The sequence below is a fragment of the Thermoflexus sp. genome, from assembly GCF_042408365.1.
Taxonomy (GTDB): domain Bacteria; phylum Chloroflexota; class Anaerolineae; order Thermoflexales; family Thermoflexaceae; genus Thermoflexus.
Genome location: NZ_JBHOQJ010000185.1, coordinates 1 through 22186 on the forward strand (window position 1 = coordinate 1; position 22186 = coordinate 22186).

Here is a 22186-nt window from a genome sequence, read left to right on the forward strand (position 1 = left end):
GCCGGGCGCTCGAGGTGCCCGGCCCGCCCTTAAAATATTTTTTATGCTCCTCCTCACAGCCCTTTGGACCGTGGGAAGGGGAGATCAAGGGGGGGTGATCCGCGCTCTCCACTGCATATCCTCAAAACAAAAGTCGAACCCAAGGGGAAGAACACTAACAAGCGCCTCTGAAACCCGGGGGCGGACAGCTGCGTTCAGTCCACAAAAGGGGGTGAGCCAATGAGTGGATCCCATCGAGTGGTGATGAAGCCCTCGGAATATCGACGCGGTGCCCCTATGGAACGCATGCCTGGCGTTCGGGACTGGAAGGTGATTTACCCGGAAACCGGTTTCCCCACCAAAACCCTGGTGATGGGCATCGTGGAAATCGATCCCGGGGCCCATACCCCCCTTCACCGTCACAACTGCGAAGAGGTCTACTACGTGCTGCAGGGCCGAGGCTACATTGAATCGGAGGGGCACCGTTACGAATTCGAGGCGGGGGACGCGATCTACAACCGTGAGAACACCGCCCATCGGGTGTTCAACACGGGCGATGAACCCGTGCGCCTGTGCGTCGTGGCGGGCATCATGCTGATGAGCCTGGTGCCGGAATGGCCCACGGCCAGCCCTTATGAGATCCTGGAGCCGTGCTGAAGGGAGGCCAAATGGGTCGCCGATGGTCGCTCGGGGCTTAATCCCACAGAACTGCCGCAGCGTTCGGCAATCTCCCCAACGCACAGGGATAATCTTTCCATAGGGAAACTTCGATGGGGTGTGGCCGTGGAACCATGTAGGGGCACCCACAAGGGGTGCCCTGGTGAACCCGTTTGCAACCGCGCAAGACGCACTCAATCGTAAGCGTGTGGAGCGAGGGGAAGATGCGCTTGCTGCTGGTGGAAGACGATCAGTCGTTGCGGGAGACACTGGCGGAACAGCTTCGGCGCGAGGGGTTCGAGGTGATCACCACCGGCGATGGAGGCGAGGCCCTGGAGCTCGCCCGGACGACCCAGCCGGATCTCATCATCCTTGACATCATGCTCCCCACCCTGGACGGCTTTTCGGTCTGCCGGATCCTCCGCAAGGAGAGCGATGTGCCCATCCTGATGCTCACAGCCCGCAGCGGGCCGGTGGATCGGATCGTGGGGTTGGAGGTGGGAGCGGACGATTACGTGGTGAAACCTTTTCACGTTGGGGAGCTGCTCGCCCGCATCCGAGCCCTCCTGCGGCGAGCCCGGGGGCGCCCAGCGACCACGCTGTCCGCCGGGGATCTCACCCTCGACCTGCTGGCCCGGAAAGCGTATCGGGGCGGCCAGGAGCTGCGCCTCACCATGAAAGAATTTGATCTCCTGGCCACTTTGATCCAGAACCGCGGCCGCGTCCTGAGCCGAGCTTTCCTCCTGGAGCGGGTGTGGGGGATGGAGCACCTCGTGGACACCCGCACGGTGGATACGCACATCCGTTGGCTTCGGGAGAAAATTGAGGAAGATCCCGCGCACCCCCGGCGCATCATCACAGTGCGCGGGATCGGTTATCGCTTTGAGGGCTAAAGATGGAACCGATGGCAGTCGTCCTGGGAGTTCTCCTGCTCACTGCGTTCGCCGGGCTCGGCCTCCTCTATCAACGGTGGCGCCGGGCGGAGGAAGCAGCGCGTCAAGCCCAGCGCACCTCACGTCAGCTGGAAGCGGAACGCAACCGCTTGGCGACCTGGTTGGAGGGGTTGCAGCCGGGCGGAGCGGAGGCGCTGCTCCTGCTCGACCGGGACCAGCGCATCCTGTGGGCGAACCGCACGGCGATCGAAGGGCTGAACCTCCGACCCGGCCGCGCTTGGGTGGAGGCGATTCCTTCCCCCGACCTGGAGGCGCTGGTGAAAGCCGGCGGGACCGCGGAGATCCGATGGCGGGAGCGCTGGTGGCTGGCGACCGGATGGATGTGGTCGGAGGGCTATGGATTGGCGCTGCTCGATATCACCCGCCAGCGGGAGGCCGAACGGGCCCGGCGGGAGCTCACCGCCAACGTCGCCCACGACCTGCGGACGCCCCTGACCACCATCCGCCTGTTGCTGGATGAGTTGAAGCCGGCGGAGCCTCTCCCGGCCCCATGGGTGCGCCTGATCCAGGAACTGGATCGGCTGATCCAGTTGATTAATACCTTGCTGGACCTGGCCCGCCTGGAGGCGGGGGAATGGCCCCTGGCCTATGAAACCCTGGACGTTCGCCCGTGGATCCACAGCTGGGTGGAGCGATTCGGCCCCCTCTGGCAGGCCCGGGAGCTGAGGATCCGGCTGGAGCTCCCGGAGGGGCTGCGGGTGTGGGCGGATCCCGAATGGGCCGGACGCGCGCTGGGGAACCTCCTGGAGAACGCGATCAAGTTCACGCCACCGGGGGGCGAGGTGCGGGTGCGGGCGTGGCCCGAGGGGGAGTGGGTGGCGATCGAGGTGGCGGACACCGGGCCCGGCATCCCCCCGGAGGACCTCCCTCGGATCTTCGAGCGCTTTTATCGCGGGGCGCGCCATCGCGGGGGCGGTGGCAGCGGGCTGGGGCTGGCCATCGCCCGCCATGCGGTGGAAGCCCACGGCGGCCACATCCAAGCCTTCAGCGAGCCCGGGCAAGGGGCTCGCTTCGTCTTCACCCTGCCAGCGGCTTGAACAGGAGGCCAGACATGGAACCAACCACAGCAAAGATCTCATGGAAGCACTGGATGCTGCGGATCGGCGGATCCGTCTGGATCGGCCTGCTCCTGGTCAATCTCGCGACCTTCACCTGGGCCACGAACATGACCCTGGGCCGTTGGCTGCGGGCCAGCATCGGGCCTGTGACGCTGTCGGCGCTCCGGTTCCTGATCGCGGTGCTCTGCTTCGGATGGCTGTTGCGATCCCGACCGTCGGAGGAGCGCCGCCTGGGAGCCGATGCCCCGCTCCTCCTCGGGATGGCCTTGGCCGGCGTGGCCTTGTTCGCCCCGACCCTTTACTGGGGCCTGCGCTTCACCACAGCCGTGAACGCCACCCTCATCAACGGCCTGGGGCCGCTGATCACCGGCCTCATCGCGGCCCTCTTGATCCGGGAACCGCTGACCCCGCGCCAGCTGCTGGCGGCCTTTCTCGGATTGGCGGGGGTGCTCCTGATTATCTCCAACGGCAATTTGATCTTTTGGGGAGCGCTCCAAGGCAACCTCGGGGATCTGCTCGTGGTCGCAGCGCTCACGCTGTGGGGCCTCTATTCCGTGTTGGGGCGGAAGGTGATGGCCCATCGCTCCGCGCTTTCGACGACCGCCCTCTCGATGGCGCTTGCCCTGCCGCTGCTGATCCCAGCGGCCCTGGTCGAACAGTTCTTTCTTCCAACACGCTGGCGCCCGGAGGTGGTGCTGGCGGTGCTGTATATCGGGATCGCCCCCACCGTGTTGGGGTTCCTCGCCTGGAACGAGGGCGTGCGCCGGCTGGGCCCGGGCGGGGCCATGATGTTCTACAACACCCTGCCGGTTTACGGCGCCCTGTTGGGACATCTCCTGCTGGGGGAGCCGCTGGGTCTGGCCCACCTCATCGGCGGGGCCTTGATCATCAGCGCCGGCCTCTGGGCAACCAGCGCCCGCTCGTGAGGCGCGATCAAGTGGGAGGGGAAATGCGGCCACGGGTTTCCGCGATTATCTCCTTTTTTCTGATGATGGCCTGTGCCCCACAGGCCTCCAACGCCTCATCCATGCCCCCGGAAAGCTCCCCTCCAGCTGTAAATCCTGCCCTTTTGCTCCGGCGGGTTGTTTTCTCTCCCTCGGCCGAAGACATCCCTAACCCAGAGCAGGGTTTTTCCCGAGCTGTGGAGCTGGATGAAACCGACCTGAGCTGGTATCCGGCCGAAACCGACAATCGCCTGCTGTATCTCCTCGCCCGGCTGGACGATTATCGCAACAGCGATCTGCCGCCTGAACACCTAACGGCTCTAAGCCGCTTCTTCTCGCTGGTGCGCCAGGCGGGTCTCAAGGTCATCATCCGTTTCTCCTACAACGACGGCGAAACCTATCCCAACCCCGCCCCGGATGCCTCGCTGGAGCAGGCCCTGCAGTACATTGAGCAACTCCCGCCCGTGCTGGAGACCAACAAGGACCTCAGCGCTTGGTTTGAAGCGGGATTCATCGGCGCCTGGGGCGAGCGGCGCTCCTCCGCCAACGGGCTGGATCGTCCCGAACACAAAGCCATCATCCGCGATGCGCTCCACCATTATTTCCCGCGTGACCGCTTCACCCTTCTCCAGTCTCGCGGCGACTTCACTCACTGGTACCCGCAGCCGCTGACCGAAGCTCAGGCCTTTGACGGTTCAGGGCAGGCGCGCACCGAACATCACAACGAGCGCTTCCTTGTCAGTGACAACGGTAAGGGAGCGTATGTGGATTACAATGGTTCCCTCAAAACAGGGAAGTGGAAAATGTACATCGCCCGGATGACGCGCCTTGCGCTGATGAGCGGCGAGACCTGCCATCCCAACCTGCCCCGCTCTGACTGCCCGACCGCCCTGGCCGGACTGGAACGCCTGCATTGGACGGCGCTCAACGAAGCCTATCATCCCGACGTGATCCGGTCCTGGCGCGAGCAGGGCTGCTACACCGAAATCCGTCAGCGCCTCGGCGATCGCCTCAGCCTGCTGGAAGCCTCCTTCCCAGCCAAGAGCCACCCGGGTGGAAACCTGCCCCTGAGGGTTCGCCTGCACAACAGCGGCTTCGCCTCACCCCTCCTGCCCCGCCCGGTTGATCCGGTCCCTGTGGCCCGAGATCCCATCCTCCGTCTCCCCCTGGACGCCAACCCGCGCCACTGGGAGCTGGGTGAACACACCCTCACCGCCGACCTGCCGCCGGGCGAATACACCCGCGCCCTGTGGCTGCCCGACCCCGCTCCCGGCCTGCAGCATGACCCGCGCGACGCCATCCGCTTGGCCAACGATGGGATTTGGGATGCTGAACATGGCCGGAACGTGTTGGGGACAGCGAGCATGACCGAGGGCAATGCGGATTCGCTGATCTACCTGCCGCTGGTGATGCAGGGCCTTGCGCCCGGCCAACTGCCAACCCCGACCCCGACATCAACTGACATGCCGACGAGCACGCCAACGCCTATCAATACCCCAACCCCGACACCAACTGACACACCAACACCTACCAATACCCCAACCCCGACGCCCACCAGCACACCACCCACTGCTACCTACGCTTTGCGCTTCTACGGCACCGGCAGCGGCGACATTGACCGCGTCAAAATCCCGATGAGCAACACCCTGGGCATCTCATTGCCTGTCAACATCGGCGCGACTGACTTCACCATAGAGTTCTGGCTACGCTTTACCTCCGGCGAGAACAACAGCGGCCCCTGTGTTGAGGGTGAGGATACCTGGATTTACGGCAATATCCTCTTTGACCGCGATATCTTTGACACGCCCGATTATGGCGATTTCGGCATCTCCCTCTACGGGGGGCGCATTGCCTTTGGTGTCCACAACGGCAGCAGCGGCTACACCATCTGCGGCAACACCACGCTGACGCCCGATCAGTGGCACCACATCGCCGTGACGCGCCGCACCAACGGCGAGATGCGTATTTTCGTGGGTGGCGTGCTGGATCGCGAATACAACGGACCAGCAGGGGACATTTCCTATCGCGTTGGGCGCAACGTCGCCTGGCCGAATGAACCGTACCTGGTCATCGGCGCGGAAAAGCACGACTACGATCCCAACACCTATCCATCGTTCAGCGGCTGGTTGGACGAGGTGCGGATCTCCAACATCGTGCGATACACCACGAACTTCACGCCACCCGATGCGCCTTTCACACCCGACGCCAGCACCGTCGGTCTATATCGCTTTGATGAGGGTAGTGGGACAACGGTGCTGGATAGTTCCGGCGCTCCCGACGGCCCCAGCCACGGCGAGCGACGTGTAGGCGGGCCGAATAACGGCCCCACATATGATGGGGTGATTAAGCGGTTTTAACGATAGCGAACGGCCCTGCACGCTTCCTCCACAATAATTGTGTAACGATTCATCCGTTCGCGGACATGATATGAGCGTTTTCACCGTGGGCTTTCTCAGACCGTGGGGAGGGAGGATTGAAGGAGACGGGGCCCTTCCAACTCTTCACGGGAGCTCCGCACCGAATGGGACCAGGCTGAACAGTTACAAGTGTGGGTTAAGCTTGAGACTTTTCCAGGGATATACTTGGTAAGTACAACCCGGGCAAGAGACGTGAAATGATGCGGAGAATCTTCCGAACGGGAAACAGCGTCGCTGTCTCCCTTCCGAAAGATGCACTAGATCTATTGGGTCTGAAGGAGGGATCTAAGGTCTCTGTAGAGGTGGACCAGGAGCGGCGGCGGATTATTATCACCCCGGTGGGTTCCACACTTCCCGGTGTTGATGAGGAATTTGTCCGCCAGGTTGCCGAGTTCATTGAACAGTACCGCCCTACGCTGGAAGCCCTGGCTCGGCGATGAAATTCCTCACCATTGAGCAAGGGCTTTTCCTACACGCCCGCCTCATTGAGGAGACAGGTGAGACCCATGGAATGCGAGTCCTCCCCTTACTGGAGTCGGCGGTGGCCGCCCTCGGGCAACCTTCGGCAGCAGGGACCTCTACCCCGATCTCTTCTCCAAAGCGGTTGCCCTGATGGACTCCCTCATCCGGAATCATCCCTTTATGGATGGCAACAAGCGCACTGGGGTTGCCGCCGCTCCTCTTCCTGCGTCAGAACAGCTATCGTCTGGCCGCCATCAATGAGGAATTAGAGGCATTCACCCTCCATGTGACTGGGTCCAAACCGGAGGGCCGAAATCGCTGCCTGGCTGAAAGCTCACTCCTCGATGAGCGAACCATGAGCCGCGCCATCCAGGGGCGGAAAGCCTGCGCCGCTCCCAGAAGGCCCGGCCCCGCATGGAAGAACTTCTGCGGGAAGCCGAGACGGACCCCCGGAGGGAAGCCGCCCAGGCGGGCCTGGGCGCCTTCGCTGACCGGGTCGGCTCCCTCCCCGTGCACGACCTCCCGACCTTCCGCTCGCGGACGGCGCGGGCCGTTCCGGATGCGCATACGCTGGCGCGCCGCGGTCGGAGGTGCTTCCCAAGAAGATCCCTCCGAATCCGCTTCCGGCCGCGGCGCTGTCTCCTCAATAGATTGAACCTGAGCATATTTCGATGGGAGAGCCCATTCTGGAGGCTGATATGATGAGCATGGAGATCGAGCAGATTCGGGCCTCGCTTTTGAAACCGGGCGAGGACGCCGAACGCGCTCGCTTGCTCACCACCTTGGGTCGTGCCCCTTTCACTTCCGGCCAGCAGAAGGAGGCGATGGAAACGACCCAGGAAGCGGTGAACATCTACCGGGAGCTGGCCCAAACGAGCCCCCAGGTCTTCCTCCCCGACTTAGCCACAAGCCTCAACCGCTTGGGGAACCGGCTTTCTGACCTGGGCCGGCGGGAGGAGGCCCTGGCGGCTCTTGAGGAAGCTGTGCGCACTTTGGCCCCCTCCTTCACGCGTTCGCCAACCAGATGAGTCGGATGGTCCACAATTATCTGGAAGCTGCGAAACCCTCGGCCGGGAACTGGATGAGGAATCGCTGGGGCTGATAAGGAAACAGTTAAACGCCGATTGAAGTCGCCCTCCTTAGGTCTTCGGCCAGCGGTCGGCCTGCGCCGACCAAGATTTCGCATCCGCCTCTGCACGAGGGAACTCCCAAAAGTGGAAAGGCAGCGTATAACTTTTTTTCGAGGAGCGGATGGAGGGGATTATGAGTTCTAGACCCGAGCTTGGGGAAGAGGCGACCGTCGTCCAAATGTGGCATGGCGATCCGGAGGCCTTTACGCTCCTCTATGAGCGCTATTTCCCTCGGGTCTACGACCTGGCCTTCCGAATGCTGGGCGATCCCAACCTGGCCCTCGATGTCACCCAGGAAACCTTCCTGAGACTCCTGGAGGGCCGCCCCCGCTACTCCCCCCGCCACTTCCGGGCGTATCTCTATATCATCGCCCGCCATCAGGTCTATGAGGCCCTCCGGCGCTCCCGCCGCCAGGTTCCGTTTTCCGATTTCCGAAATCGTCCCCGGGGAAGCCATAGGGCCGGAAGCCAGCGAGACGCCGGAGCAGGAGCTCCTGCGGCAGGAGCGGACAGCCATCCTCCGTGAGGCGCTGCGGGCCCTGCCGGAGGAGGAGGCGCTCCTCCTCGATCTGTATCTGCGGCACGGGCTTTCCCCGGCGGAGCTCGCTCGGATCTTCGGCCGCTCCGTCGGCGTGACCCACACCCGCCTGAGCCGGGCCCGGGACCATCTGGAGGAGGCCCTGACCGCCTGGATCCTTCTCCGCCTCGGCCGGCGGGCCTGCCCGGCGCTGGCCAGGCTGGTCGGAGCGCCGGGCCATCCGCCACCGGCTCTCACCCCAGACCTCCGCCGGGCGCTCCGGCAGCATCTCGAAGGCTGCGCCACGTGTCAGGAGACGCGATGGCAGCATTGGAGCGCCGCGGAATGGCTCGGCGCGGTGGGGATCCTCCCGCCCCCGCCCGAACCGGCGCGGGCGGTTCGCGAACGGTTGAGCCAGCGGGCGCAAGCCTTGACCAGGGGAGCCGTTGCGCCCGGAGCGGCCGGCGGGCTGTCCCTCCCAGGCCTGCTGCAGGGCCTCGGGATCCTCCTCCTCATCGGCACCCTGGGACTGGGCCTCAGCATGCTGGCCCTCGGCCTGCTCCTCACCGCCGCCGGCTCCGCAGAGGTGCGGGTGGAAAACCGAAATTGCCCACCGCTGGTAAGCCCCTCGCCGGTTGTCCGTTTCGTGAGCCGGTTATCCAACGTCGAGGTGCCCGCAGTCATCCCGCCGGGGGGAACGGCCATCATCCGCCTGCTCCCGGGCACAGCAACCCTTGCACGCTCCGAGGAGGGCCTTCGAGTGGAGGCCTATGGATAGATTCCGATCGCCGGCCTGGCCCAGGCCGAATGGGATGGGGCGGATCTACCCCAGGGTCCCTATCCGATCCATCTGCTTCAGGGGAGCCAGCACGTCCTCCGGGTGAGCTGTCGGTGAAGAAGGGGCCGGATTCCATCCCATCCCGTGTAAGGTTGGGCGGGCTTTCCGCGCCTCATGAATGGATCCGGAAGAAGGCTCGCCCCCCAACCCTTGCCGGGCCTCATCGAAGGGGCGATGCGGGGAAGGGCAAGGGGGAGGCGTTGCCCTTCATAATCCACCCAACTTTAAGGAAAGGAGGGGGCAGAGATGTGCGGTCCCGTGTTGGCTCCCTGGAGGTCGATCTTGCGGACAGTGATGGCCAAGGGGCGCCAATGGCTCCCTTGGGCGATTGGGGTGGCCCTCGCGATTCTCGTTGGCTGTCAATCCCCTACCACCCCGACGCCGACCGCCACCCCGCTGTCCATACCGTCTCCCCCTGCCGCCCCCACGCTGATCGCCACGCTGACCGCCTGCGTCACGCCGCCCTCAGGTATGGTCGCCTGGTGGCCGCTGGATGACGCCGTCGGTCAAAGCACCGTGCAGGACCTGGCAGGAGGCAACAACGGGACGACAAAGGATCTAAACGGTAATCCGCTGAACATCACCCTGGGACTAGGGGGTGGGGGACCGGGGGTCGTGAGCCAACTGCCCGCGTCGGGCATCTTGTACGGTCAACTGCAACCAGTGGTGGTGGATCCCAACACTTCTCGCGGCGCCCTCTTTTTCAACCAGAGCTTCGTCGAGGTACCCCACCATCCCGATCTGAACATCGGCCCCAACGGCTTCACCCTCATCCTCTGGGTGTTTACCGCCGGTGCTATCGAGTCGATCCAGCCGCTCGTTGAAAAATGGGGCCCTAATGACGGATACTCGCTCTATTTGGATAGCTGGGATAGCGCCGCTAAGACCTACACGCTCAGGTTCTGGCTCAACGGCACCCTTATAACGGGCCCGCAACTTCAGCTCAGCAGTCCGCTTTCGCCCTCAGACTGGCATGGCATCGCCGCGCGAGTCAGCCCAACTGGAAGCGTCACGCTTACAGTCTGCGATCTCAATGGCAACTGCACTTCGTCTTCTCCGACGACGGTCGCAAACTTCACCACCAGCAACAGTGGGCCTCTTCGGTTGGGCAGGAGCACGGCTATCATCGCAACCGGAGCCATAGCAGCAGAGCTGGCTCTTGATGAGGTAGAGGTCTTCAACCGAGAGCTGACACCGGCCGAGTTTCCGGCCATTTACGACGCCGAGCGCCAGGGGAAACGAAAATGCCAGCCCACCCCGACATCCACACCGATCGCCTGCGCCCTGGCGCCGAATGGTATAGTCGCCTGGTGGCCGCTGGACGAAACCGCAGGCCCGACGGCCTTCGATATAGTAGACGGCCATCACGGAACTTTCCAGAATAACCCATCACCCGCTGGCGGGAACGTTGATGGGGCATGGAATTTCACGAACGGTTTTGTCGAAGTGCCTAACCATCCGGATTTTGACTTCAGCACAGGTGAGATGACCATCGACGCCTGGATCCAGTTCCAAGCCCCAGCCGGATATGATCCCAATGATCCGGACGAAATCGTGTGGAAGCGGACAGGAGGTCCTCAGAACACGGAGTTCTCCTTCCAGTTAAGCGAGGCCGCCAACTCCTTGGGTCAACTTCAGTTTGCTGCCTCAATCAACGGCAATCTGGTGGTTGCTGTAATGGGAGGTCCAAATCTTCGAGATGGCGCGTGGCATCACGTGGCGGTTACGCTGAAGAGCGGCGGTTCCGCAATTCTTTATGTGGATGGGGTGCAGGTTGCTTCAGCCCCAGCAACAGCCTTTGCCAATCTAGCAAACCCCGAGCCGTTGCGGATCGGTATGCCCTCCGCAGCGTGGTACCCACAGATATCCTTCCGGGGCCTCATCGACGAAGTGGAAATATTCAACCGCGCGCTTGCTCCAGCCGAAATCCAGGCCATCTACAACGCCGGCTCGGCGGGCAAGTGCAAGTGAGTCTCGCCCCTTCGGGCCTTGTCGCCGGGTGGCTGGGGACGAGCCGACGGCACAAAGCATCGGGATAGGCCTGGAGGGATGACCCATTTTGGTCGGGTGGGGGCGCTGGGGCGGCCCCCACCCGACCAAAAATTCCAAATCGAAGGAGCGCTACAAACGGCTCTAACTCCCCAAAGAATTTATCCTACTCCTTCCCGGGTTGGTGGAGTGATGCCGTTCGGAGTCTGTGGGAGGAAGCGAGAGGGCCTCACCCCTCCTTCACCTCCCCTCCCCACGACCCGACGCTCCTACGAGGAAACCAACGCGGTCGGCCCGCGCCGACCGGATCCCGCGTCGGCGTAGGCCGACACCTGGTGCAAAGCGCCTATCCAGGCCGATTTCCAATCGGCGCAAAAGAGCGCCAACTGAAGTTGTCCTCTTCAAGCCTCTGTCCAAGTGAGGATGTAACCCCTAATGTCATGGTCTGAATCCCTCCCAAGCCCTGCGCTCGCTGCATCCCTGGGAATCCGTCGGCCGGCCTCTTGGACGGTCCGGTGGATGAAGAGCAAGTATTCCACAGCCGCTGGCTGGGCTTTTCAATGTTCTAACCACTGGCAAGATAGTGCTTTCAATTTGAGGTTTTCGGGAGCTATCCGCTTCTTCACCGTTATGCTGTCTCGGTTAGAACTTTGAAAAGCCCTGAGCCGCTTGGAAAACTCTTGAATCCGGATGACGGATGCGCATATGATGATGGGTCGCTTGCTTCTGCGACAAAGGGCGGAATGGAAGACGAAGGGTGAAAGCCGGGGGGCGACCCCAGGACGGAAATCGACCCCACGCGGACATCGAGGGTTTTGGGATTCCAGCGATTCCGGCTATGATGAATAAGCTGGTCCCGCTGCAAGCGAGGGGTCACCTATCGGGCGCCCCAAGGGACGCCCGATAGGTGGGCACAAGGCCTGCCCTGACCATCGGCATCCATACATTCCGTGGACAGGCCCCGTGCCTGCCTCTACATCCTTCCCGTTGGCACATTCATTCGAATCTGATTGGGAGGTCGCCCGCGAATGCCCGGACCGTCATGGCGTTATGGGGACATGATCCTGGTGGCGGGTTCCGGCCATCCGCAATTGGCCGAGGAGATCGCCGAGTGTTTGGGAGTCCCGCTGCTCCCCCGCGAGATCATCGTCTTCCCGAACGAGAACATCTTCGTCCGCCTGCTCGCCAGCGTCCGCGGGCAGGATGTTTTCGTGATCCAGAGCACCGCCTCGCCGGTGAATTACAACCTGATGGAGCTCTTCATCCTGCTGGACACCATCAAGCGGGCGAACGCCGGCCGCATCACAGCGGTTATCCCGTACCTGGCCTACGCCCGCAGCGATAAGAAAGATCAACCGCGCGTGCCGATCACCGCCCGCCTGGTGGCGGACTTCATCGCCGTGGCCGGCGCCGACCGCTGGGTGACCATCGATCTGCATGCCAGCCAGATCCAAGGTTTCTTCAGCATCCCGGGCGATGAGCTGACCGCTTTCCATCTTCTGAGCGACTACCTGCTGGAGAAGAATTTCTCCCCCGAAGAGGCGGTGGTGGTGGCCGCCGATTTGGGGTTCGCCAAGAAGGCCCGCAATTACGCCGCCAAGCTCAACCTGCCCATCGCTTTCGTGGAGAAGCGTCGGACCGGGACCCAGACCGAGGCGCTGACGGTGATCGGGGACGTGGCGGGGAAGAAGGTGATCCTGGTGGACGATGAGGTGGACACCGCGGGCTCGGTGAGCGGAGCGGTGCGGGTCCTGAAGGAACAGGGGGCGACAGAGATCTATTTGTGCTTCACTCACGCCGTCCTCTCCGGCCCCGCGGTGGACCGCCTGCGAGCGCTGCCTTTAACGGAGATCATCTGCACCAACACGATCCCGATTCCACCTCACAAACGCCTTCCGAATATGACGGTTCTCTCCATCGGCCCAATGCTCGCCGAGGTCATTCGTCGCATCCACGAAGGCCGCTCGGTCGGCCAGCTGTTCAACGAATGAGGGGAAGGGGATGGGGCGCGCGGGCTGGGCTCGCCGAGGGATGGGCCTGGGATGGTTGGGGCTGGCGGTGTTGTGGCTGGGGATGGGCTTGCGGTTCTACGGCCTCGAGGCCCAGAGCCTGTGGTATGACGAGGGGACATCCGCTCGCCTGAGCGAGGGCCCTCTCCGGCACATCCTGGAAAGCGTCGCCCAGGACATCCATCCTCCTCTATATTACGTCCTGCTTCATGGGTGGACCGCTGTCGCCGGCCGTTCGGTTTTCGCCCTTCGGGCCTTCTCGGCCCTGGCCGGCGTGCTCCTCATCGCGGCGACCGGGAGCTTGGCAGCCCGGCTCTTCAACCGGCGGGTCGCCGGGCTCGCTATGCTCCTCCTGGCCCTCCATCCTCTCGCCATCTACTACGCCCAGGAGGTCCGGATGTACACCCTCCTGGGACTGTGGGCGGCGCTGCACTCGGTCTTCTGGCTGGCCTGGCGCCGACGGCCCCATCCGGGTCGCGCCCTGGGGCTTCTCCTCACCGGGGTCGCCGGATGGTATACCCATTATGTGTTCCCGGCGGTCCCCGCGGCCCACCTCGTGGGAATGCTGATGGACATATGGCGCGGCCGGCCCCGGCTTCTGATCCGCTGGTTGGGTCTTCAGGCGTGGATCGGGCTGGCCTTCCTGCCGTGGGCGCCGGCCGCAGTAACCCAGCTGCGACAATGGCCGGCCCCTTCCCCTGTCCCGCCGCTCGACGCGCTGATCGCCATCCTGCGCGCCCTCGGATGGGGGATCACCCTTCCGCCGGAGGTCCCGCCCGCGGTCCTCGCTTTGCCCCTCATCGGGGTCAGCTTAGGGGTGTTCGCTCAACGCTTGGGCCTCCGGCGCGGATGGAACCCGCTGGGGCCTTGGATCGGGCTGGCGCTGGTGCTGACCCCCATCGGGCTGGTGCTGGGGCGAGGGGCCTACCGGGAGGCGAACCTCAAGTTTTTCATGGCGGCGCTCCCCGCCTTCGTCGCCCTGTGGGCGGCCGGCTTGGGGATGTTCCGGCAGCTCCTCGGCAAACTGGGGGCTTTATGGGTGGAACGCATCGGACTGGTCCTGGCCCTCGGGGGGACGTTGGGCCCAACCGCGATCAGCCTGCGGGCGCTTTACTCCGATCCCCGCTTCGCCCGGGATGATTACCGGGGGTTGGCCCGGACCCTGGCGGCGATCGTCCGACCGGGAGATGGGATCCTGCTGTATGCGCCCGGGCAGGTGGATGTGTTCACTTATTACTGGCCAGACCCCCCGTTGATCCCTGCCCCGCTGCGCCGGCCTCCCCGGCCAGAGGACATCGAAGAAACCTTAGCCCCGGCTCTGCAGGGACGGGAGCGTCTCTTCGTGCTTTGGTATGGGGAACGGGAAGCGGATCCGGAGGGCCGATTGGAGGCATGGCTGGATGCCCATGCCTTCCGAGCGGAGGAACGCTGGATCGGCCGCGTTCGCTTCGCGGTCTATGGCCTGGGGGAACCTCGGTGGCATCCGGCGCCCGGGGTTCGGTTTGGAGAGGCCGTTGAAGTCGGCGAGTATGGGCTCACCGGCGATCGTTTGCATCCCGGGGAGGTCCTGGGTCTGGTCATCCGGTGGCGGGTCTTAGCCTTGCTTCCCACGTCCTATAAGGTCTTCGTGCACATCCAGGGCCCGGATGGCCGCCCGGCGGCCCAGACCGACCGGGAGCCCATGGGGTGGCGTCGTCCAACGACCACCTGGCGCCCGGGGGAGATCCTTGAGGATCGCTATGGGGTATGGCTGCCCCCAGAGCTGGCGCCGGGGCGCTATCCGGTGGTCATCGGGTTCTATGGGCCCGACGGCCGGCGCCTCCCGGTGTTCCGCGGCAACCAGCCGGTGGGCGAGGCATGGGAGATCGGGATCATTGAATATGGCCCATAATTCGTTCGTAATTCGTAATAGGAACTTGCTCCTGAGGGCTGGGGGACACGCCGGGCGCCTTCGACGCCCGGTGCGCCCCTCAATGTATCTTCCCGGCCTTTCGGGCCATAGGGAGGGAGCAGACCGCAAACCCCAAATCCGGATTAATTTTTCATGTGAGCGTCCTTTCCTTTGATCCGCATCCTTGTAGGGGCATCCCTTGTAGGCGCCCTTCCAAGAATGGCCTGCTGGGAAACTCCTCATCGGAGGGACAAGCCATGGATCCTGAGATCCGCAAACGCACCTTGAGGCTGATCACTTATGGCCTTTACATACTGACCGCGGCGGACGGCGAGGAGATCGCCGCCGGGACCATCAACTGGCTCTCCCAGGCCTCGTTCCACCCGCCCCTGGTGATGGTGGGGATCAAGCGGGACAGCCATCTCCACGCTCTGATCGAGCGAACCGGCCGATTCGCCATCAACATCCTGGGCGCGGGCCAGAAGGAGATCGCTGCCGCCTTCTTCCGACCCACCCAAGTGTCCGATGGGCGGTTAAACGGCTACCCCTTCGAGCGAGGTCCGCAAACCGGGGCGCCTCTCCTGCTGGACCTGCCGGCTTGGTTTGAGGCCCGGGTGACCGACGCGGTGTATCGCGGGGATCACACGGTGTTCGTGGCGGAGGTGATCGAGGCCGGCCTGCGGGATCCCGAGGCGAAGCCCCTGGTGATGTGGGACACTGGCTGGTATTATGGCGGATAAACAAGGGCATGGGAAGATGAGGCGTCAAACTGCGCCGAAGGATTGCCCACGCTTTAAACCCAGAGAAACGAGCTGGAAACCTTAGGCGATTTCAGGAGGCCCGATGATTCGGATCGTTACGGATAGCGGTGCCCATCTCCCGCCCGAACTGTTTCGCGAATATGACATCACGGTCATCCCGCTGGTGGTGAATATGGGCGGGCGGACTTACTATGAAGGGGAGGACCTCGATTTGGAGGCCTTCTATCACTATCTGCGGACATCCCCTACGCTCCCCACGACCTCTCAGCCCCCGGTGGGCCGGTTTTATGAGACCTATCGTCGGCTGAGCGAGGAGGGGCATTCGATCATCTCGATCCATCTTTCCTCCCTTTTAAGCGGAACCTACGCGTCGGCGGTGGCGGCTCGGGAAATGCTGCCGGAGGCGGAGATCCACGTGGTGGACACCCATCTGATCTCTGTGCCCCAGGGGATCCTGGTGCTCGAGGCCGCCCGTATGGCCCGCGCGGGCGCGACGGCGCGGGAGATCGTCGAACGCCTGGAGTTCATGAAGATGCGCACAGTGTTCTATTTCGTACTGGACACCTTGGAATACCTGCTCAAGAGCGGACGTGTGAGTCACCTCCAGGCGCTGATGGGAAATCTGCTTCAATTAAAGCCGATCCTGAAGCTCCAGGAAGGACGGATCGAAGCGCACGAGCGGGTGCGAACCGCTCAACGGGCTCGGGCTCGGTTGCAGGAGCTGATTCGGGAATACGCCCAGGGGCGGCGAAATCTCCGGATCGGCGTGATGCACACCCGACTTCCCGATGTGGCTGAAGAGATCGCCCGCTCCCTTCAGGAGGAGTTGCAGCCGATGGAGATCTTCATCGCCGAGGCGGGGCCTGCCGTGGCCACCCACGCAGGGCCGGGAGGATTAGGGCTGGCGTGCTATGGGGATTAACGATTTACAAAAGGGATGACTTTAGCTCGTCCATTTCCTAGGAGATTTTGGGGTGGGTGGGACCGCCTTCGGCAGCCCCACCCACCCCAAAATCATTCAACCTTCCCCCTCTCCGCGGCCCTTCAGGCCGCGGAGAGGGGCTTGCTCCGCACGAGGGGAGAGCCCGAACGAGAAATCGGTTGGTGCGCCGTCAGATCCCCAATCGGTTTGGAGAGCCTGTTCGTCGGATCAACGGGTACGAAGCCCTGGGCTCGGATGGTTGTATCCCCGGCCGATCCCCCGGTAGATGAACCCCAGCTCACGCATCATTTCAGGCTCATAGATGTTGCGGCCATCGATGATCACGGGGCGACGCATGAGCTGCTTGATCCGCGGGAGATCCAGATGCTTGAACTCGTTCCAATCCGTCACCACCACCAGGGCATCGGCCCCCTGCGCCAGCTCGTAGGGATCGGCGCACATGATGAGCTGGGGCAAGACACGAGCGGCGTTCGGTATGGCCACCGGATCGTAGGCGCGGACGATGGCGCCCTCCTGCAGCAGATAGCCAGCGATCTCCAACGCCGGGGCCTCCCGAATGTCATCCGTGTTCGGCTTAAAGGCCAACCCCAGCAGGCCGATCACCATGCCGTTCAGATCCTCCAGGATCTCTTTCAACTTCTGCACCACCCGCCGTCGCTGATCTCGGTTGATCTCTACCACAGCTTGAAGCAACTGCGGGTGGCACCCGTGGACAATCGCCATATGAATGAGGGCCTTCACATCTTTAGGGAAGCACGAACCTCCCCACCCTACCCCCGCATCCAGGAAGGCGCGGCCGATACGCTTATCGAAGCCCATGCCGGCGGCCACCTCCTTGACGTCCGCGCCCAGGGCCTCGCAGATGTTCGCGATCTCGTTGATGAAAGAGATTTTAGTGGCCAAGAAAGCGTTGGAAGCATACTTGATCATCTCGGCGGTGCGCAGATCGGTGATCATGATCGTGCTGCGCAAGGGGAGGTAAAGCTGCGCTACCTTCTCCGCCGCCTCCCGGTCCAGCGATCCCAGCACGATGCGATCCGGGTTCATAAAGTCATAAACCGCTGATCCCTCCCGTAGGAACTCCGGATTGGAGACCACCCAGAACGGGATGGGCCGGCGCTGGCGGCTCCGGACGATGTCCGCCACCCAGTCGCCGGTGCCTACGGGCACCGTGCTCTTGTTGACAATGATCAGGGGATGGTCCATCACCTCGCCGATGCGCTCGGCCGCCATGCGCACATAGCGCAGATCCGCCTCCCCGTCCACCCCCTCAGGGGTCCCTACGGCGATGAAGACGAACTCCGCCGGCAGGCTGTTGATGCCTTCCTCATACGAGAGGGTGAAGGAGAGCCGTCCGGCCTTCATGTTGCGGCGGACGATCTCCTCGAGCCCCGGCTCGAAGATCGGGAGGCGGCCCTCCTGGAGCATGGCGATCTTCTCTTCGTTAATATCCACGCATGCCACGCGGTTGCCCAGATCGGCCAGGCAGGCCGCTGTGGTAAGCCCGACATAGCCGGCGCCGATCACACAAATCCGTTTCATTCATGCCTCCCCAAGTGGGGTGGGTGGGGCCGTCTTCGCCGACCCCATCCCCCGAAATTCCCTTACACCCTCTCTGAGGGTTCCCCGATAGGCAGCGCCCCGGTCGGGATCACACCCGCCATCCACAACCCCACCTGCTGCAGCGAGGCCTCCGTTCGATCGGCCATCGCCACGATGCGCCCCCGATACATCACCGCGATCCGATCCGCTAAGGAGAAGATCTCATCCAGCTCCGTCGAAACCAGGAGCACCGCCACCCCTTGATCCCGCATCTCCACAATCTTGCGGTGAATATACTCCGTCGCCCCGACGTCCAGGCCTCGCGTGGGCTGGTTGGCGACCAGCAGACGGATGGGGCGGGAGAGCTCCCGGGCGGCGATCACCTTCTGTTGGTTCCCACCGGACAGGCTTCGCGCTGGAGTATAGGGATTGGGGGTCCGGATATCGTAAAGGGCGATCAGCTGGCGCGCATGCTGAAGGACAGCCTGAGGCTGTCGTTGGATGCCCCGGGCGAACGGAGGCTGATAATAAGTGTTCAGAACCAAGTTATCCGCAACGGGGTAGGGCAACACCAGGCCATGCTTATGGCGGTCCTCGGGGATATGAGCCATGCCCCGTTCGGTTCGAGAGCGCGGGGGCTGAAGAGTGATCTCCTCTCCATGGAGGAAAACCCGGCCGCTCACCGCCGGCCGCAACCCTACCAAGGCTTCGATCAGCTCGGTCTGGCCGTTGCCCTGCACGCCAGCGATCCCCAGGATCTCGCCGGCCCGCACGGAGAAGCTGACCCCGTTGACCACCATCGCACCTCGATCGTCGCGGACCCAAAGATCCTCCACCCGCAGGACCTCCAAGCCGGGCCGGGCGGGAGCCTTCTCCACCGTTAGCACCACCTCGCGCCCCACCATCATCGCTGCCAGGTGGGCCTCGTCTGCCTCCTGAGGCGTTAACGTGCCCACCACCCGGCCGTTCCGGAGCACCGTGATGCGATCGGCGACCGCCATCACCTCCTTCAGCTTGTGGGTGATGAAGATGATGGAAACGCCCTGCCGCTGCAGGTGACGCATCACCCGGAACAGCTCCTCGGTTTCTTGAGGCGTCAGCACCGCGGTCGGCTCGTCCAGGATCAGAAGATTGGCCTTCCGGTAAAGCGCTTTGAGGATCTCCACCCGTTGCTGAACCCCAACGGGCAGATCCTTCACCAACGCCTCCGGATCCACCTCCAGACCATAGCGCTGGGAAAGAGACCGGACCTCCTCCACCGCCCGCCGCAGATCCAGGAAGGGCCCACGGCGGATCTCCTGGCCCAGGATGATGTTCTCGGCCACCGTGAACACCGGCACCAACATAAAATGCTGATGGACCATTCCAATGCCCAGGCGGATGGCATCGCTAGGGCTGCGGACCTCCACCGGCTGTCCCCTAATATAGATCTCCCCCTCATCCGGGTGGTAGAGGCCATAAAGGATGTTCATCAAGGTGGTTTTCCCCGCTCCGTTCTCCCCGAGGATGGCGTGAATCTCCCCTTGACGCAGAGAGAAATTCACATGATCATTCGCGATCACCCCGGGGAAGCGTTTGACGATCCCCACAGCCTGCAGAAGATCGCCGTCTCGGGAGGGAGGCGGGGGAGCCGGATGGGTGGCTCGACGTCGAGGGGGCAAAGCTTCTTTCTCGTAGGGCTGCCCATCAGCGGCCGGAGGGATGGTCCGGCCCACGATGCCGGTCAGCACCAGCATCGTCATGATATACGGCACCATGCCGACGAACTGGGAAGGAGCAGGGAACTCAAATTGCTGGGCGTTGGCTTGAAGGGCCTGGGCTGCCCCGAACAGAAGCGTGGCCGCCCAAGCGCCGAAAGGCGTCCAGTTCCCGAAGATCATCGCCGCTAGGGAGATGAAGCCCCGGCCGCTGGTCATCAGGGGCTCGAAGGCTGGCACGGATTCCAGAGTGAAGTAAGCGCCGGCCAGGCCAGCGATGGCCCCCCCAAGGATCACGTTCACGTAGCGGAGGCGGATCACATCGATCCCCAGCGTGTCGGCCGCGCGGGGGTGCTCGCCGACCGCGCGGGTCCGCAGACCCCATACGGTTCGGAACAGGAGGATATGGACCAGGATCACTAAGAGCGGGGCCAGCCAGGTGATCGGTTGTTGGCTGAAAATGCTGCCCACCAGGGGGAGGTCGGAAAGGAGGGGCAGCGCGATGCGAGGGAGCACTCCGGGGGAATGCGGCATCTGACCCCCGAAGAAGAGCTGACGGTTCAGATAGCCGGTGATCCCAACGGCCAGGATGTTGATCACTGTTCCGCTAATGATCTGATCGGTCTTATATGTCACCGAAAGGACCGCGTGGAGCAGGCCCAGAAGGGCGCCGGTGAGAACGGCAATGGCTACGCCGAGAATCAGGGCCAGGAGACCTGGAGCACCGGCATCATAGATATAGAGCGAGGCAGTGAAGCCAGTGAACGCCGCCGTCAACATCATGCCTTCAATGGCGATGTTCACCACCCCGCTTCGCTCGCAGAAGATACCGGAGAGAGCGCCCAGCACCAGCGGGGTGGAAACCCGGATGGTGGTGGCCAACATGCTGACGATGATCACGGCCGCCGGATAGCGTCCATAGCCCAGCACCACCGCGATCCCGAAAATGAGGGCGATCACGCCGATGACGAAACCGAACCGTCGCGCGTCCATTCCAGATCCTCTCTGGACAAAGCTTGAATAATGCCCATCATCCAACCTTCCCCATAGCGCTTCACCCGGATGGCGAACTCACAGCTCCCCCCATCCCCGGGTCAACACCATCCGTTCGGCCTCAGCCGCCCGCCGGAAGAGAGGACGGTACAAGGCCCGGACGATCGCCTCCGCGGCGACGAACATCAAAATCAACGCCTGGATCACCGAGATGAGATCCACCGGGACCTGGGTGAGGAACTGCATCCGACTGGCTCCGTTGCGCAGCGCACCGAACAGGAAGGCCGCCAGCACGACCCCCAGCGGGTGGACCTTGCCTAGGAGCGCGATGGCGATGGCATCGAAACCATACCCCAAGTTGAAGCTCAGCTCATGGCGATAATTCAAACCGGTCACCTGCACCGCGCCGGCCAGGCCCGCCAGGAAGCCGCTCATCGCCATGGTGAGAACGGTGATCCGAACGATCGGGATGCCGGCATAGCGGGCCGCGTGGGGGTTCAGGCCGACGGTGCGGATTTCAAACCCCAGGGTGGTTCGCCACAGCAACCAGGCCACCAGCAGGGCCATCGCCAGGGCGATCAGGAAGCCGGCGTGAAGGCGCAGATCAGGATCCGCGAACAGCCGGGGCAGCCGGGCGGTCTCCGCGATCCGAGGCGTCCGCGCGACCACGTTCGTCGGGCTGGGGTCGCGCATCGGGCCGTTCAGGAGATAGCTGGCCATCAGCAGCGCGATGTAGTTCATCATGATCGTGTTGATCACCTCATGCCCGCCCGTGCGCGCCTTCAACCAGCCTGGGATCGCCGCCCAGAGGGCTCCGGCCAGCGCGCCGCCGAGGATGGCCAGAGGCAGATGGATGAAGGCGGGGATTGTTCCACCAACCAATGAAGGAAGGGCATATCCGATCCACGCCGCGACGATCGCCCCGAGGGCCAGCTGGCCCTCCGCGCCGATGTTGAAGAGACCCCCGTGGAACGCCAGGGCGATCCCCAGGCCGGCGAAAAGATAGGGGGTCATCTGGACGAGCGTCTCGCTAAAGGCCTTGGGGGAACCGAAGGCCCCTTCCCAGAGCCCTTGGTAGGCCAAGAGGGCCAGAAAAGGCTGGCGGGTAGCCAGAGCGACCACGATCCCCCCGATCCCCAGGGCCGTAAAGACCGCCAGGATGGGAACCCACAAGGCGCCGCTCTGCACCGATTGCCGGAGGAAAAGCGTAAACGCATCCAGCCGTCCTCCCCAGGCCTGTAGGATCCCCCGTGTGTTCCGCTCCACAATCCACCTCCGGTCAAATACTGGTGCTTTGCCTATTTTAAATTTTGTGGATTTCGGGGCCTAGGCCGGGGGCCTTCGGCCCAGGCCCCGAAAGATTTTTTCCCCTCCCTCCCCGCAGCCCAAAGGGCTGAGCCCTTTGG

At 63.3% G+C, this 22186-nt stretch carries 17 protein-coding genes and 2 pseudogenes; 15 read left to right on the forward strand and 4 right to left on the reverse strand.

The features are described 5' to 3' along the window. Positions 1–219: 219 nt before the first annotated feature. The 15 genes and pseudogenes from ACFMO5_RS08580 (at position 220) to ACFMO5_RS08650 (ending at position 16527) form a co-directional block, all read left to right on the forward strand. Positions 220–636 carry a dimethylsulfonioproprionate lyase family protein gene (locus ACFMO5_RS08580; protein WP_376792335.1) on the forward strand — a complete coding sequence of 139 codons (417 nt, stop codon included), beginning with the start codon at positions 220–222 and terminating at the stop codon, positions 634–636. Positions 637–860: 224 nt separating this feature from the next. Further along, positions 861–1529 carry a winged helix-turn-helix domain-containing protein gene (locus tag ACFMO5_RS08585; RefSeq protein ID WP_376792336.1) on the forward strand — a complete coding sequence of 223 codons (669 nt, stop codon included), beginning with the start codon at positions 861–863 and terminating at the stop codon, positions 1527–1529. 2 nt (positions 1530–1531) lie between these two features. Then, the gene (locus ACFMO5_RS08590) at positions 1532–2626 is read left to right on the forward strand and encodes a sensor histidine kinase (protein ID WP_376792337.1); all 1095 of its coding nucleotides are present in this window, start codon (positions 1532–1534) and stop codon (positions 2624–2626) included. A gap of 14 nt (positions 2627–2640) precedes the next feature. Continuing rightward, positions 2641–3573 (forward strand): DMT family transporter, encoded by a 933-nt coding sequence (locus ACFMO5_RS08595; RefSeq protein ID WP_376792338.1) that lies wholly within the window; start codon positions 2641–2643, stop codon positions 3571–3573. Between the two features lie 23 nt (positions 3574–3596). Continuing rightward, positions 3597–5948 carry a DUF4832 domain-containing protein gene (locus tag ACFMO5_RS08600; RefSeq protein ID WP_376792339.1) on the forward strand — a complete coding sequence of 784 codons (2352 nt, stop codon included), beginning with the start codon at positions 3597–3599 and terminating at the stop codon, positions 5946–5948. A gap of 260 nt (positions 5949–6208) precedes the next feature. Next, positions 6209–6448, forward strand: coding sequence for an AbrB/MazE/SpoVT family DNA-binding domain-containing protein (locus ACFMO5_RS08605; protein ID WP_376792340.1), 240 nt, complete (start codon positions 6209–6211; stop codon positions 6446–6448). Positions 6449–6614: 166 nt separating this feature from the next. Continuing rightward, positions 6615–6731, forward strand: a pseudogene (locus ACFMO5_RS08610) (Fic family protein); the annotation flags it as partial. 440 nt (positions 6732–7171) lie between these two features. Next, complete coding sequence (locus tag ACFMO5_RS08615; protein WP_376792341.1) at positions 7172–7498, forward strand: tetratricopeptide repeat protein; 327 nt, start codon at positions 7172–7174, stop codon at positions 7496–7498. Between the two features lie 235 nt (positions 7499–7733). After that, positions 7734–8126: an RNA polymerase sigma factor gene (locus ACFMO5_RS08620; RefSeq protein ID WP_376792342.1), complete on the forward strand. Its 393-nt coding sequence runs from the start codon at positions 7734–7736 to the stop codon at positions 8124–8126. Between the two features lie 49 nt (positions 8127–8175). Continuing rightward, complete coding sequence (locus ACFMO5_RS08625; protein WP_376792349.1) at positions 8176–8895, forward strand: hypothetical protein; 720 nt, start codon at positions 8176–8178, stop codon at positions 8893–8895. Positions 8896–9246: 351 nt separating this feature from the next. Further along, positions 9247–10926, forward strand: a complete 1680-nt coding sequence (locus tag ACFMO5_RS08630) for a LamG-like jellyroll fold domain-containing protein (protein WP_376792350.1) — start codon at positions 9247–9249, stop codon at positions 10924–10926. 1046 nt (positions 10927–11972) lie between these two features. Continuing rightward, complete coding sequence (locus tag ACFMO5_RS08635; RefSeq protein WP_376792343.1) at positions 11973–12935, forward strand: ribose-phosphate diphosphokinase; 963 nt, start codon at positions 11973–11975, stop codon at positions 12933–12935. A 10-nt stretch (positions 12936–12945) separates the two neighbouring features. Next, positions 12946–14844, forward strand: a complete 1899-nt coding sequence (locus ACFMO5_RS08640; protein ID WP_376792344.1) for a glycosyltransferase family 39 protein — start codon at positions 12946–12948, stop codon at positions 14842–14844. Positions 14845–15101: 257 nt separating this feature from the next. Then, complete coding sequence (locus ACFMO5_RS08645) at positions 15102–15584, forward strand: flavin reductase family protein (RefSeq protein WP_376792345.1); 483 nt, start codon at positions 15102–15104, stop codon at positions 15582–15584. A 103-nt stretch (positions 15585–15687) separates the two neighbouring features. Further along, complete coding sequence (locus ACFMO5_RS08650; protein WP_376792346.1) at positions 15688–16527, forward strand: DegV family protein; 840 nt, start codon at positions 15688–15690, stop codon at positions 16525–16527. 228 nt (positions 16528–16755) lie between these two features. Here ACFMO5_RS08650 and ACFMO5_RS08655 read toward each other — a convergent pair whose 3' ends face one another. From ACFMO5_RS08655 to ACFMO5_RS08670, 4 genes and pseudogenes are all read right to left on the reverse strand, one after another. After that, positions 16756–18090: a UDP-glucose dehydrogenase family protein gene (locus ACFMO5_RS08655; RefSeq protein WP_376792347.1), complete on the reverse strand. Its 1335-nt coding sequence runs from the start codon at positions 18088–18090 to the stop codon at positions 16756–16758. A gap of 62 nt (positions 18091–18152) precedes the next feature. Then, on the reverse strand, positions 18153–19688 hold the full coding sequence (locus ACFMO5_RS08660; RefSeq protein ID WP_376792351.1) for an ABC transporter ATP-binding protein: 1536 nt from the start codon (positions 19686–19688) through the stop codon (positions 18153–18155). A gap of 138 nt (positions 19689–19826) precedes the next feature. Continuing rightward, a pseudogene (locus ACFMO5_RS08665) lies at positions 19827–20780 on the reverse strand (ABC transporter permease); the annotation flags it as partial. 78 nt (positions 20781–20858) lie between these two features. After that, complete coding sequence (locus ACFMO5_RS08670) at positions 20859–22046, reverse strand: ABC transporter permease (RefSeq protein WP_376792348.1); 1188 nt, start codon at positions 22044–22046, stop codon at positions 20859–20861. Between the last annotated feature and the right edge of the window lie 140 nt (positions 22047–22186).

What these genes read in the sequence shown, in the direction of transcription:
- ACFMO5_RS08580 (WP_376792335.1), top strand. Translation starts at nt 220, where the DNA reads ATGAGTGGATCCCATCGAGTGGTGATGAAGCCCTCGGAATATCGACGC.
- ACFMO5_RS08585 (WP_376792336.1), top strand. Translation starts at nt 861, where the DNA reads ATGCGCTTGCTGCTGGTGGAAGACGATCAGTCGTTGCGGGAGACACTG.
- ACFMO5_RS08590 (WP_376792337.1), top strand. Translation starts at nt 1,532, where the DNA reads ATGGAACCGATGGCAGTCGTCCTGGGAGTTCTCCTGCTCACTGCGTTC.
- ACFMO5_RS08595 (WP_376792338.1), top strand. Translation starts at nt 2,641, where the DNA reads ATGGAACCAACCACAGCAAAGATCTCATGGAAGCACTGGATGCTGCGG.
- ACFMO5_RS08600 (WP_376792339.1), top strand. Translation starts at nt 3,597, where the DNA reads ATGCGGCCACGGGTTTCCGCGATTATCTCCTTTTTTCTGATGATGGCC.
- ACFMO5_RS08605 (WP_376792340.1), top strand. Translation starts at nt 6,209, where the DNA reads ATGCGGAGAATCTTCCGAACGGGAAACAGCGTCGCTGTCTCCCTTCCG.
- ACFMO5_RS08615 (WP_376792341.1), top strand. Translation starts at nt 7,172, where the DNA reads ATGAGCATGGAGATCGAGCAGATTCGGGCCTCGCTTTTGAAACCGGGC.
- ACFMO5_RS08620 (WP_376792342.1), top strand. Translation starts at nt 7,734, where the DNA reads ATGAGTTCTAGACCCGAGCTTGGGGAAGAGGCGACCGTCGTCCAAATG.
- ACFMO5_RS08635 (WP_376792343.1), top strand. Translation starts at nt 11,973, where the DNA reads ATGCCCGGACCGTCATGGCGTTATGGGGACATGATCCTGGTGGCGGGT.
- ACFMO5_RS08640 (WP_376792344.1), top strand. Translation starts at nt 12,946, where the DNA reads ATGGGGCGCGCGGGCTGGGCTCGCCGAGGGATGGGCCTGGGATGGTTG.
- ACFMO5_RS08645 (WP_376792345.1), top strand. Translation starts at nt 15,102, where the DNA reads ATGGATCCTGAGATCCGCAAACGCACCTTGAGGCTGATCACTTATGGC.
- ACFMO5_RS08650 (WP_376792346.1), top strand. Translation starts at nt 15,688, where the DNA reads ATGATTCGGATCGTTACGGATAGCGGTGCCCATCTCCCGCCCGAACTG.
- ACFMO5_RS08655 (WP_376792347.1), bottom strand. Translation starts at nt 18,090, where the DNA reads ATGAAACGGATTTGTGTGATCGGCGCCGGCTATGTCGGGCTTACCACA.